Origin of the sequence: Entomomonas asaccharolytica (assembly GCF_016653615.1) — a bacterium.
Taxonomy (GTDB): domain Bacteria; phylum Pseudomonadota; class Gammaproteobacteria; order Pseudomonadales; family Pseudomonadaceae; genus Entomomonas; species Entomomonas asaccharolytica.
In genome coordinates, this window is sequence record NZ_CP067393.1 from 2,149,913 (window position 1) to 2,163,525 (window position 13,613).

Sequence of the window (13,613 nt, forward strand, 5' to 3'; positions counted from 1 at the left end):
CGCTCCTATTAAGCTAACCATCATACCCATTATTTCATACTTAACTTAGAGGTAAACCTAATGCCTTTTTTAAACGACCTAATTCTTAAAGTAATTCCAAATGGCACATGGCAACTAGCCGAACCACTAACCTATGACCACCCCAAATATGGTCTTATTAATGTACCCAGTGGTTTTACAACCGATCTAGCAAGTATTCCACGTATTGCTTGGCGCATTGTTAATCCAAGCACACCAGGAACACGTCGCCCTGCAGTCATCCATGACTACATTTACAACCACCTAACTCATCGTTTTGGCAGAAAACAAGCTGATAAAATTTTTTATGATGCACTCAGAGAATGTGGCACTAACTACCTACTAGCTAATAGCATGTACTTTGCTGTGCGCATTGGAGGCAAAGGCAGTTGGCAAGACTAAAAGCTACTTATTGTTAACAATAAGTAACCACAGGCATTATTGTTGCTCAAGCCACAATAAACAACCGCTTATTTTAGTGATAATAACAACCTGAGTTACTCGATAACCAAGTACTAGCCAATAACCGCTAGGAGCAACCAATGCAAAAACTACTCAACTACCCCATTATTGGTTTAATTATTATCCTGCTGCTATTAATCATCCATACATCCACCGTCAAAAATCAGCGTGATAAAATACGCAGCGAACTGAGCCAAGCAGAACAACAAATAAACCAACTACTGCACATCAATAAAAACCTCAATGGCACTATTGATTTACTAGAAAAACAGGCCCAACAAAACAGAAATTACATTAACGACTTAGAACAAAAACGTCTCGCCACTCAGCAACAAGCAAACCAACTAACACAACAGTTCAAAAGGCAACAACATGAAGATAAAACTATTTATAATTGGGCTAACCAGCCTATTCCTGATGGCCTGTACTGATAAACAAATCATCACCAAGACTCAAATTATAAAGCTTACTCCACCACTGATTACAGCTTGTCAACGCCTTTCCATTAAAGACTGTCAACCAACAACCAATGGCGAACTTTATGAATGCGCTTTATTAATCAGCAAAAACCTTGCACTCTGTGCAGATCAAACGGATGCACTTATCAACTGGCAAAACAACAACTCACCTAGCCAACAAGAGAAAATAGACTAACCCATTTAATACTAAACGGTAACAACAATATACGCAGAGAATAACTTCCCAAACAGCCAACTAAATACTATCAAGTAGGTGTATCAACATCATCCCAATCAGCATTTTCAAAACATGTTAACCAATTTAAAGTATGGTGGCGTTCTTGAATAACACCCTCCAAAATAGAAGCAGGTGGTTGTTTTTCCTTAATGCGAAAATTCCTTGCTATCCAATGCAAACGATAATGTAAATCTAAAGCATCCAACAACTCACTGGTTGACCTCAAGGTAACCGTAGTAATTCCCTGCTCACTATATTGCATACCTTTTTCAACCAATGATGAAACATCACAAATAGTATCAGCAAAAGGCAACTCTGCTTGCCAGTTTATCGCCCATTGTAAAGGCAACAAAGCCTCATAACGCCAAGACATATTCACTATATCTTGTTCTGTGGGCTGCTTACTCTCAATAAAATCACGTTCATTCGCAGATAAAGCAGCTACACCCAGAGGGCAACGCTCAGTAAACTCCGCAGGATCAATAGCTTCATCATCCCTAAAACTTTCTGCTTGAATAGACGTCAACATCACCGCCAAAGCTCGTTTAGCTACTTCATCTGGCGCTCTTAATACCACCTCAGACTCAGCCACCACTGGCGGCAAACTAATAGGTGTACTCAGTCCCAATGTTTGCAAATACTGCTCAGATCTTGCTTTACGTTGCAATGCTTCTGCTGGATAAGGGACATCTGCATCTAAATCAATATTACCATCAGCATACTGTAAAACTGCCCCATTAGGATTACGGAGAGTTCCATCAGCCATAAACACAATCACATTTGCCTGCCAACCCCATGCTGCAAACTCATTCAGCTTATCTTTTTCAATCTCAAAACTAAACTGATGCTTAACCCGTTGAATATGACGATACAACGCATAACGACGCGCATTCATTTGCCCATCCCCTGCATTCATCACATAACCTACAAAACCATTAAGATGTTCCAGCAACTCAGCATCATCTAACCCTCGTTGATGTAAGCGCTCGCACGGAAAATGAATAGCTGGCGGATTAGTTACTGTAGAATAAGCATTGACCAAAATTGACATCACACACCTCGTTATACTAATCCAACCATTTAACGACTAAACATTATTAATATATTCAGAAATATACTCATCTAATGTTTGACTATTGTCTTTTTCCAACGCCGCCTGCTCAGCTAACGACTCCTTAGCCAAATCAACATACTGTTGCTTAACCGCTGCGTCTAAAGTTTGCTTTTTAAAATACTCACTATGGATTTTACTTTGCTGCAAAGAAAACTCAGTAAAACTTAATTGTTGTTCTTCCATAGCAAACATCACCTGTGCAGATGGCAACAAATTCGGATTAGTTACCTTCGCCTGCTGCACCAATACCGATAAACTATGCTTATCCGTACCACACGCCTTATCCAGCAACTCTGCTGTTTTTGCAATATCAGCCAACAACTCCTGCGCCCAGTCTGTTAGCGATACATACTCATCATCACGCTGCAACATCAAGCCAGGCTTACGCCCTTCTTTCACCGTGGTTAAAAAATTATCCGTCGCCAAACGGCATTCAGACTGAACAATTAAAGGGCTGTGTTGAATAGCACAATACAACAAAAAACTATTTAAAAAATGACTAGTGGTTTCATCAATACCCAGAGGCATAAATGGATTAATATCCATACAACGCACCTCCACATACTGAATACCTGCACGACGCAAGGCTTGAATAGGACGCTCACTGCGTTTCACCACACGCTTAGGACGAATACTTGAATAGTACTCATTCTCTATCTGCAAAATATTTGTATTTAACTGAATCCACTCACCATCTTGTTTAGTCCCTAACTTCTCATAGGCAGGATAAGGTGTTTTAATCGCCTTATTTAAACTATCGATATAAGTGGATAAATCATCATAACAAGGCGTTAAACCTGATTGAGCATTAGATTGATAACCTAAATCACTCATCCGTAAACTAGTCGCATAAGGTAAATAAAAAGTATCTTTATCAAACTGTTGTAACTGATGGTTAGGATAATGCGCTAAAAAACTAGCATCCAAAGCAGGCGACGCACCAAACAAATACATTAACAGCCAACTAAACCGCCTAAAATTACGAATCAATGCAATATACTGTGCCGATTGATAATAAGAAATATCCTGCTTATTTTCTTCAGACTCTTGCAGAATTGGCCATAACGCCTCAGGTAAAGAAAAATTATAATGAATGCCAGCAATACACTGCATCGTTTTACCATAACGCACAGCCAGACCACGCCGATAAATATGACGTACTTGCCCAGCTAAAGAAGTACCAAAATAAGCAATTGGAATATCCTTCTCATCAGGCAAAGGACAGGGCATAGACGAACTCCACAACAGCTCATCTTGTAACGATTGGCCCACAAAGGCATGAATATCTGCTAAATCCTGAATTGTCTTTACTGTTTCTGGCTCAGCAGGCGTGATAAACTCCAACAAAGCCTCAGAATAATCAGTCGTAATTTTAGGGTTTGTTAAAGCCGAGCCTAAAACAATGGGATGAGGTGTTTGCGCTAACTTACCTTCTAAAGTCACCCGTAAACTCTCTCTTTCAATACCATGTAGACATTGATTAAGCAATTTTAAAGGTACTGCCTCATGCAACAAATTTAGACGTTCTGTAAATAGTTGACTCACAAAAAACCTCTCTGAAAAGCCTCTGTTACTAAGCATAGCTAACGCCTTTGCCACCTCAATAGCAAAATAACTATTACTCAAAACCAAAAGTTAAGTATAAAACAAATGAAGGGGTGTGATACAGCAAAAACGCACTAAACAACTGAAAGATTAATTTTTAAAAAAAAGTATCAAGCTATCTTTAACTCAATAAAACAACCAAATGACCAATCTAATTATTTGAAATTAATAGACTATTTTTATAATAACTTTTCCATAACTATTAAAGATATACGAGGAAAGCATTATTATCATTATTAAAACTAATAATTATCATCGCCAACTGATAATCATCCAACTCTTTAAAACTGTCTAGCCGCTCTCTCAACAGATTAAACGCAGCCTGCAAATAAACACCTTGCTGCTTACTCTCAGTAGCAATAAAAAATACAGCATCATTAGCCGCCTTTAAAATTATTTTTTTATCTTGAGGTGTTATTTTTTCTGATATTTCGTATTCAGTATATACAGAAGTAGCTATAGTTGCCACGGATGGTAAAGCTACAGAGAAAAATGCTGTTTGGCATAATAATAATTCTAATCCATCTTTACGAGTACACATTCCAGCATCACTGTATAGAGGAAAACCAAATACTAAACAAATAATTAACCTACCTATAGTTTTCATTTCTATGCCCCATTCCATATACTACTTAAACAATTATTTTCTATTTATTAAAACATCATTTATTTCCTTAAGTTATAGCCAGCTTATCATTTAAACAACTGTTTTAAAATAGTGTACTATACAAAATTAAGTTTTGCTTAAGATAAGAGTATTTACTACTATAATGAGTAAACAAACAGCCCAAATTGCATAGAAGCCTACAAGGTAACATCATGTATATTCCAAAACATTTTCAAGACAACGACCAACAATCGCTATTTAACACCATACAGCAAATCCAAACCGCTAACTTAGTTACACAACATCCTTCAGGGTTAATAGCTACCTATCTGCCCCTTTATCTTGAGCAAGCAGAAGGCGCACAAGGTACACTCTATGGTCATATAGCGAAAGCCAATACCCAATGGCAACAACCGCTTACCACCACAGAAGCACTGGCTATCTTTACAGGGCCAGATGGCTACATCACCCCCTCTTGGTACCCCACTAAAAAAATTCATCACAAAGAAGTGCCCACATGGAACTATATTGCTGTACACACCTATGGCACCATCGAATTTATAGAAGAACCTAATACCCTACTAGATATCGTCACCAAACTGACCAATGCCAACGAAGAAAACCGTCAGCAACCTTGGCAAGTCTCAGACGCACCTCAAGAGTATATACAAGCCATGCTAAAAGCCATTATTGGAGTAAAAATAACCATCAACAAAATAGAAGGCAAACGCAAGCTAAGCCAGAACAAAACACCTGAAAACCAACAAGGGGTTATACAAGGATTAACAAACAGTGAAAAAGCAACCGATAAACAACTAGCAGCCTTAATGCAGAATAAACCCTAACCATAATAAAAAATGCTACTAATACAGATCCACTTAACCATACAAAGTAGGCATTTATTAAAAATTTTTGGATTAATTAAATTCAAATAATAATTTACGATAACAACAACACGCTAAAAACCTCACTTAACAAGTGGCTACAAATTTTAGCGTGGTTCTTATTAGCTGCCCTGCTGATAAACCAACTTGGCAGGCTATATTGGCTATTTAAATTACTCACTCACATTATACTTTTATTACCCCTCTCCACAAACCATGCACTAATATCTAAACTCAATAAAGCAATAACTTCAAGCACTTATAGCTGGCAAGGCTCAGACCATAATCCTATTTGGATCATCTATCTTCCTTAATACCACCACCTATAAACAACTGATAAACACAAATATCACTATATCAATCAATCCAACCTATAAATAAATTTAACAGTGCTATCTTGCAAATATTTCAAAATGTAATATTATAACATTTCATTTTAAATTGTTATATTATAACATTACAAAAAGCTCAATTATGAAATACACCAACTCAAAACTACCGCTCACACTCTTTGGTTTAATCATGGCTGATTTCAGCATAGCAGAAAATGATAAACAACTAGCAGATATCACCTTACCTACCATCACCATCTCAGCCGACCCATTGGCTACAAGCCAACAACAAATGACCACCCCCTCAGAAATACTGGCAGGCGATAAGCTCACCCTCAATAAACAAGCTACCTTAGGCGAAACAATCAATAACCTAACAGGTGTACGCTCCAGTAGTTTTGGAGCTGGCGCCAGTCGCCCCGTTATCAGAGGGCTAGATGGCGCAAGGGTAAAAGTGCTTAGTAATGGCATGGATATAATGGACGCCTCCACCATCAGCGCAGACCACAATATAGCCATCGAACCCATGTTCGCTAATAAAATCGAAGTGCTAAAAGGCCCTGCCACCCTACTCTATGGCGGTGGCGCTATTGGTGGCGTAGTCAATGTAATTGATAGCAAAATCCCTAGCTATGTACCTGCTAAAGGTTATGACGGTGATATTGAATATCGTATGGATCATGTATCCAATGAAATCACAGGGCTACTGGGTATTACCGCAGGTACAGGTAATCTGGCTATTCGTGCTGAAGGATTAAAACGTAACCAAGATGAATACCGAATACCAAGCCATGAAGACAAACAAAAAGGCTCTTACAACGATATCAATAATGGTAGTTTAGGTATTAGTTGGATTACTGAACAAGGCTATATAGGTACCTCTTTTAGCAGACAATACAGCCGCTATGGCCTACTTGCCCATGAACACGCCCACTGCCACACCCACGGCAGCCAATGGCATTGCGGCAGTCATGGTGGCGGTGGTGGTCATAGCCATGACCATGATGACAGTGGTGTTCCCTATATTGAAATGGTACAACGTCGTTGGGATTTACGGGGAGAATACCAAGACCCCTTGGCAGGTGTTGAAAATATCAAATTTAGTAGCGCACACACCGACTACCAACACGATTAAAAAGAAGGTGGCATAGTGGCCACACGCTTTAAAGGCAACACCAACGATATACGCCTTGAACTTACCCACCAACCACTTTGGGGCTGGCGTGGGGTAATGGGTGGGCAAAGTTACCACCGTAATTTTAGCGTTAAAGGTGAAGAAGCCTATATCCCCTCCACCACCACAAAAAACCATGCTGTTTTCTTATTGGAAGAATACACCCTTAATGATTGGCGCTATGAACTAGGCGTACGCCATGAATGGCAAGCTATCACCACCAACAACCAACAGCCCAATAAAAAACATCATGGCACCTCCTTCTCAGCAGGTACTGTTTGGAACTTTATAGACGACTACTCACTAGGCTTATCCCTCTCCCGTTCACAACGTCTACCCACAGTAGAAGAACTCTATGCCTATGGCCCACACGCGGCTAGCCGTACCGTAGAAATAGGCAATAGCAAACTCAATGTGGAAACCTCCCACAATATCGACCTAACCCTTCGTAAATATGCAGGCGATAGCCAATTTACCCTCAGTGTTTATCGCAACCAAATTAAAGACTTTATCTATGCAGCCGATACAGGTAACGACATAGGTGGTGGCTACCAAGAAATTGCCTACACCCAAAAAGATGCCGTATTAACAGGGTTAGAAGGTGATATTCGTTTGCAACTAACAGATCGTATAGCCACCACCTTATTTGGTGACTATGTGCGTGGTAAACTAACAAATGGTGGTGGCGATATTCCTCGTATGTCCCCTGCTCGCATAGGTCTAAGACTAGACACCGCCATTAATGATAAGCTAACTGGCGCACTTGGTTACTCCCACAACTTTAAACAAACCAAAACCGCCCACTATGAAACCAAAACCAGTGGCTATAACCTAGTAGATGCCAGCCTTACCTACCATGGCAAACTAGCGCAAACCGATTACCAACTGTACTTAAAAGGCAACAATCTACTCAACAGCAAATACCGCAACCACAACTCGTTTATCAAAGATGACGTACTACAACCAGGCAGAAATTTCACCTTAGGGGTAAAAGTAAGCTTCTAATACTAAAAATAGCCACTTTGGTGTAATTGACAAGTATATCGCTGTAAACTATAGTCCTCACCAATCTTCGCTATACGCACTGCTATGCTTTGCGACTTTTGAACTGTTCACTTTTTGCGTCTCTCAGCTTAAGAAATAGCCCGATTATGTTCTATCAAAATCGGAATAACTTTTAAAAGCTAATATCAAACTAGCGCACAGCTCCCTATCTACTGTAGCCAGCTTGGTAGTGCACAACTCAAATAGTCGCTTACACAACAAGCCGTGTGTAGCATTCACAGCAAATTTTTGGAATAAAATACCCTCTATGTCACAGCTTAATTTGAGATCAAAGCGCACTTGGCTGGCTTTAGCATTAATCGCCGTTATCGCTACAACCTTAATAACTGCCTTCGCTTGGACCGCAGGTTGGATTGGACAGCGCAAAACCACTGAAAACTTAGTAACAGAAGCCGTACAACCATTCCCTGCAGGCTTCCGCCGAGCCCATGGCAAAGGTATATGCTATGTTGGTAACTTCCGCCCTAATAAAGACATCATGTCACTTTCAACAGCACGGGTTTTCAGCCAACCGAATATACCGATTATTGGTCGCTTCTCAATTGGAACAGGCGATCCACACGCAGTTGATAGCTCCACCAAAACCATTAGCATGGCTTTATTGCTTACTACAGATGACAAACAGCAATGGCGTATGGCAATGAACAACGTGCCATACTTCCCAACCCATAACCCTGAAGGTTTCTTGGCAATGAGAAAAGCCACAGCGCCAGATCCAGCAACGGGCAAACCCGACCCAGAACGGGTTGCACGCTTTTTACAGGAATACCCAGAGGCCGAGAAATTTCTTAAAATGACCGCAGCAGCAACCCCACCAGATAGCTTTGCAAGTGCTACATTCTATAGCGTCAACACCTTCTTACTAGTCTCTGAGAATGGTAAAAAACAACCAATACGCTGGATGATGCGGCCCCATGAAGCACAGTTACCTCTAGCTGAAACAAAACAGCAACAGTCTACCGACAACTTCCTATTTGACGACCTACGCCACACCTTAGAAGAACAACCACTGATGTGGGATTTAGTGCTACAACTCGCACAACCAAACGACCCAACCAATGATCCCTCACAACCATGGCCACAAGATCGCCAACAAATCATCGCTGGCACACTACAAGTAACAAGCGTCATCGACCAAGCCAAAGGCGCTTGTCGCGATATCAACTTCGACCCCTCAATTGTACCAGCAGGTATCGAAGTTTCTGATGACCCCATACTTAGCGCACGTTCAGGCGCATACTCACACTCCTTCAACCGTCGCGAGCGCGAGATTGGTTATGGTAAAGCCACTGATGCCGTTGGTAAATAGGAGGTCAAATGAACAATCAAGAAAACACACCCATAACAACCCATAACCATTTCAACCTAACTGCACGCATACTGCACTGGCTAATGGCTGTTATGATTTTAGCAATGCTATTTATTGGGGTAGGTATGATGTCCTCCCTACATTACCGACTATGGCTGATTAATCTACATCGACCACTAGGCATAGCCATTTTATTACTGGTAATCGTTCGTCTTATCAACCGCCTACGCAATCCGCCACCTCCACTACCTGCCAGTCTTCCACAATGGCAAGTATTGGCCGCCAAGGGATCACATATACTGCTGTACTTATTAATGTTTGCACTTCCCCTGATTGGTTGGGTAATGCTCTCCGCAGCAGGCTACCCCATTGTACTCTTTAAAGGCTTTAACCTGCCTGCAATTGCCCCCACAAGCCCCGTATTATACGCATGGCTACGTGATGCACACAGCATACTGGCTTGGCTACTATTCGTGGTGGTAATAGGTCATCTTTCAGCGGCCTTAATGCATGCCTTAATCTATCGTGATGGCGTTTTTTCAAGCATGGCAAAAGGTAGCAACCAACAAGAGTAACGTTAATACACCAGCTTGTTATTAAAACCATATAAAAGGGCGACACTGAGTCGCCCTTAATAATCTATATACTTACCAACTACTAAAAGTGATTGTTAGCACCCACTTTCAAATTACATTTTACTTATTATTCACTGTAATTATTAATTACGATATAAGAATCACCTATCGACTGTAAAACAATTCCTGCATCCTTTGTATAATAAGAATACTTAATCTCACCCCTTCTATTACCAAAAGAAAGCTGTGACTTAACCCTTAAAACATCCTCTACCTTCTTACCATTAGGTAAAATCAGCGTACCCTCACCTACTACCTCACCAACCACCTGCGTTTTTGCCTTATCGCCAGAACCATTATTGCAATTGAGCACAATATTATATTTTTTACCATAAAAAATAGGATATTGCGTATCCTCTACCACATCACAATCACTAATACTTTCATTCTTTTTGCCTGCAACGGTCACTTGTCCCAACAGAACACCAGGGGTTTTATAATAATAAATTTTCGCTTTATCACCACCCGAATCATTGCTAGAAACTAAACAATCCTTAGCTTGCGGGAAAGAATCCTGATAAGGCGTATCCTTACAATCCACCGCTTCAGTTGAGATTTTTATCACCTTTGGTGTGTGTAAATCCAACTTAGAAAAATCCCAAACCACCCCTTTACCAGTGGCAAACAGATTAAAGTTATACCTATTTTGTAACCCATAAAAATGAGTGGTAGTAAGCTTTAAATCACTTTTTTGAGTATCCTCTAAAGTAATTTGCAAAGCTGGCGCCACCTCTGCAACACTAACTAACGATACAAAACTTAATAACACCAAACCAACAATCTTATCTTTTGCCATAAATAAACCATTCTCCAAAACTTACTACTCATTAACACCCTAGTAAACCATAACTATATCTAAACTACCAATAATCTATACTAAAAAAGCCTGTTAGTCTCCAGAAAAATAACTCTATTCTCTGGCTAAATAGTACTATGTTAAATCGAATATGCTTAATAGTCCTTATACAAGGGCGTATTTGTAGTGATACACAATGAATATTGGACGAAATAGAACTGTTTAAAGAGCTGGCGCTAGAACAAAACTGCCTCTACCAACCACGTTCCTTTGCAGATGACTATACCCGTATCCACTATTTTCGTGGCGCGAATGTGCAACCAGACTATAGCCTTTACCCTACAGAAGGGTCACAAGTGATTATGATGGCAGGTCTACCAGCCAGTGGTAAAAATCATTGGGTAGCTAACCACTACCCTGAACTACCTGTGGCCTCCTACGATGATGCAAGGGAAAAACTAGGGCTAAAATATGGACAAAATGAAGGTATGGCAGCACACTATGTGCTAGATAATGTAAGAGCATGGCTAAGGGCAAAACAGCCCTTTATTTGGAATGCCACACACCTTACCCGTGAGGTAAGGCAAAAAGCATTAGACTTGCTTTATGCTTATCATGCCAATGTGCGTATAGTCTATTTAGAACATCCTGAAAAGGAACTCTATAAACGCAATAGCAAACGAGACACCAGTCTCACCAACAAAAAAATCCAAAGCATGTTCTACAAATGGGAAGTACCCCTTCCCACCGAAGCACAACAAGTGGATTATATTATTAACCATTTATAAAAAAACCACCCATTATTGGGTGGTTTTCTCATTACTTAACTAACATCTTTCAGGCACTAATAAAAATAATCCTAATAATAGGAATTTATAGTATTTTAGTAACAATAAAGTTAGTCCTTAGCCTCTTGCTCAATAGATGGATTTACTTTAAGAATAAAGGTTTTATCAAAAAAACAAATTGGAGGACCAGAACCACCGCCATGAAGATGAATAGTTATCTCTCCTTGCTTTTTTGGTATTCCAGAAATTTCTATCCCTCTATACCATCCTAAATTGTCATCTGTAAGTCGCCTTATAGTTAACCCTGAATTTTCTGGTATTATTTGCCAATTAATACTATTTTCAGTATTCATCACTCCCCCTACTATTTCAATTTCTTGTAAATAAGGTTGATTAAGAGTAGCATTAGAGAGTTCCTCTATACTAAATTTTGATTTACAAGGAAAAATCTGAAAACAGCCTGAGATTAATAAAAATAATCCTAATGATAGGATTTTAAAGTATTTTTGTAACAACGAAGCCTCCAAACATATGCTCTAATACGTCATCTAATGTTAGCTCTGGTCGAATATAATTTTCCTCTACTTTTCCCCAAGAAAAAGCTTTTAATTTAACTTTTTCAGTTAGTGGTGTAGCTTCAGTAATTTCTTCACCATCTAATAAAGTGATTTTACTTTCCCACACTACCCAATGGTCTTTTGATGGTTTTATATAACCATTTTCATTATATGCACCAAACATCCCAGAACCAATTAAAACAACTACATGGTAATTTGCTTTATCTGCATAAAGATTTAAATCCAGAAGATGTTTTAACTTAGCATGATTAAGTCCAAAAGGTGTCCATAACATCGTATTATCAAAAACACAGTTAGCGCCTACTTTTTCAAACCATGATTTTGCCGCTGATACCATGGTTATCCCTGCTAATCCCTCAAAAACAAAGCCTGTTCTTGCTTTGTAACTCATTATTGTGTTTTCAGTATCCCTTAAACTCGCTAAGGTTATCCAATCTAAACCTGATATACCTAATCTATATATTCCATTTGGATACCTACAGCCATCACTAGGCTTAATGGTTAAATTGCCTATTTGTACATTACCATAGTGCCATAAATCTTTAACTACTTGTTTATAAATATCAGGTTGATCTTTTAGTAAACAATAAAAAAACGCTGCTGCTCCACAAAGTGAGGTTCTTTGTTGATGCGGATAATTAAACCCCATTAATCTATCTTGCAATTGTTGTTCTATCTTATCTTTACTAAAAGGGTCTTTATCTGTGCCCTCTTTATGTAATTGATCTTCAAAGGGTCTTTTTTGAGCCGTTATTTTAACGACCGTAGTATTAATTTCATGGTTAGCATACTGTGGTTTACTAACACCTTTGGTTTCAAAGTAACGAATATTCTCTATTTTGTTATCAGATAAGGTAGGTGGATTTTCTAAAGAGTAGACTTTGGTTTGTGGTGTATCAAAAACGGGTGAATAGCCCTCACTGCTTTTGCGATAAAGCATAAAATACATTACAAAATGCTGATCTTTGCTAGGGTCTATAGCTAATGATTTATGGAGTTGTGTTTTATAATCTGCCTGCAAAGAGGTAATAGGTGTTTGATGTAGGGCATAGCGAGGAATATCATTGACTGTTTTATAAACCTCTAATTGATACCCTAAATCCTCTACTGAGGCATTGGATTGTATTTGAAATTGTATGGTATAAATTGCCATTTGATTATCCTTAATCTTATCTCAGTTAATTGATTTATTTATTAAAACTAAATACTGAAAAAGTAAAATAGCAAACCTATATTCGCTATTTAAGGTATATCTATTATCAATAATGGCTTGTAGTTCAAAATAAGGGTGTACTGGATTACTATTGCTGTTCATGGCTTTAATCCTTTTGATTAGTTTAGCCCCTAATAACAGCATAAATAATGGGGGCGGGCTATAAGCGGGTTGGTCGACCGAAAGAGACTAACGGCACGCTTGAAAGCGTCCCACTCATAGCCCGCCATAGAACTACGTACAACAAAGTGTGAACAAATACACTAAATTGTATCTATGACGGTATAGTCTCTTGTAATGAGCGACCAAGCCCATACCCTATTAATTCAAATAGGGC

General features: G+C 39.2%; 13 protein-coding genes and 1 pseudogene. 8 read left to right on the forward strand and 6 right to left on the reverse strand.

The features are described 5' to 3' along the window. Window positions 1–60: 60 nt before the first annotated feature. From JHT90_RS10025 to lysC, 3 genes are all read left to right on the forward strand, one after another. Window positions 61–420 carry a DUF1353 domain-containing protein gene (locus tag JHT90_RS10025; protein ID WP_201090640.1) on the forward strand — a complete coding sequence of 120 codons (360 nt, stop codon included), beginning with the start codon at window positions 61–63 and terminating at the stop codon, window positions 418–420. Between the two features lie 140 nt (window positions 421–560). Next, on the forward strand, window positions 561–911 hold the full coding sequence (locus JHT90_RS10030) for a hypothetical protein (protein ID WP_201090641.1): 351 nt from the start codon (window positions 561–563) through the stop codon (window positions 909–911). Continuing rightward, window positions 898–1,134 (forward strand): Rz1-like lysis system protein LysC, encoded by a 237-nt coding sequence (gene lysC / locus JHT90_RS10035; protein WP_201090642.1) that lies wholly within the window; start codon window positions 898–900, stop codon window positions 1,132–1,134. Before JHT90_RS10030 ends, lysC begins: the two co-directional genes overlap by 14 nt. Before the next feature lie 70 nt (window positions 1,135–1,204). Here the strand turns inward: lysC and JHT90_RS10040 are convergent, their stop codons facing one another. From JHT90_RS10040 to JHT90_RS10050, 3 genes are all read right to left on the reverse strand, one after another. Continuing rightward, on the reverse strand, window positions 1,205–2,227 hold the full coding sequence (locus tag JHT90_RS10040; RefSeq protein ID WP_201090643.1) for a DUF4272 domain-containing protein: 1,023 nt from the start codon (window positions 2,225–2,227) through the stop codon (window positions 1,205–1,207). Between the two features lie 36 nt (window positions 2,228–2,263). Continuing rightward, on the reverse strand, window positions 2,264–3,871 hold the full coding sequence (gshA, locus tag JHT90_RS10045; protein ID WP_236253907.1) for a glutamate--cysteine ligase: 1,608 nt from the start codon (window positions 3,869–3,871) through the stop codon (window positions 2,264–2,266). Window positions 3,872–4,097: 226 nt separating this feature from the next. Next, window positions 4,098–4,502, reverse strand: a complete 405-nt coding sequence (locus tag JHT90_RS10050; RefSeq protein ID WP_201090645.1) for a DUF2388 domain-containing protein — start codon at window positions 4,500–4,502, stop codon at window positions 4,098–4,100. 212 nt (window positions 4,503–4,714) lie between these two features. Here JHT90_RS10050 and JHT90_RS10055 point away from each other — a divergent pair, with 212 nt between their 5' ends. The 4 genes and pseudogenes from JHT90_RS10055 (at window position 4,715) to JHT90_RS10070 (ending at window position 9,841) form a co-directional block, all read left to right on the forward strand. Next, window positions 4,715–5,347: an FMN-binding negative transcriptional regulator gene (locus tag JHT90_RS10055; RefSeq protein ID WP_201090646.1), complete on the forward strand. Its 633-nt coding sequence runs from the start codon at window positions 4,715–4,717 to the stop codon at window positions 5,345–5,347. A gap of 606 nt (window positions 5,348–5,953) precedes the next feature. Beyond that, a pseudogene (locus JHT90_RS10060) lies at window positions 5,954–7,897 on the forward strand (TonB-dependent receptor); the annotation flags it as partial. 307 nt (window positions 7,898–8,204) lie between these two features. Then, complete coding sequence (locus JHT90_RS10065; protein WP_201090647.1) at window positions 8,205–9,266, forward strand: catalase family peroxidase; 1,062 nt, start codon at window positions 8,205–8,207, stop codon at window positions 9,264–9,266. A gap of 8 nt (window positions 9,267–9,274) precedes the next feature. After that, entirely contained in the window at window positions 9,275–9,841 is a 567-nt protein-coding gene (locus tag JHT90_RS10070) for a cytochrome b (protein WP_201090648.1), read from the forward strand. Between the two features lie 127 nt (window positions 9,842–9,968). Here JHT90_RS10070 and JHT90_RS10075 read toward each other — a convergent pair whose 3' ends face one another. Beyond that, window positions 9,969–10,697: a hypothetical protein gene (locus JHT90_RS10075; protein ID WP_201090649.1), complete on the reverse strand. Its 729-nt coding sequence runs from the start codon at window positions 10,695–10,697 to the stop codon at window positions 9,969–9,971. Between the two features lie 203 nt (window positions 10,698–10,900). On the opposite strand from JHT90_RS10075, the gene JHT90_RS10080 reads away from it, so the two are divergent. Further along, a complete protein-coding gene (locus tag JHT90_RS10080) occupies window positions 10,901–11,485 on the forward strand; it encodes an ATP-binding protein (protein ID WP_236253909.1) in 585 nt (194 codons plus the stop codon). A gap of 110 nt (window positions 11,486–11,595) precedes the next feature. On the opposite strand, the gene JHT90_RS10085 is transcribed toward JHT90_RS10080, so the two are convergent. Then, the gene (locus JHT90_RS10085) at window positions 11,596–12,000 is read right to left on the reverse strand and encodes a hypothetical protein (protein WP_201090650.1); all 405 of its coding nucleotides are present in this window, start codon (window positions 11,998–12,000) and stop codon (window positions 11,596–11,598) included. After that, entirely contained in the window at window positions 11,981–13,216 is a 1,236-nt protein-coding gene (locus JHT90_RS10090) for a hypothetical protein (RefSeq protein WP_201090651.1), read from the reverse strand. Before JHT90_RS10090 ends, JHT90_RS10085 begins: the two co-directional genes overlap by 20 nt. Between the last annotated feature and the right edge of the window lie 397 nt (window positions 13,217–13,613).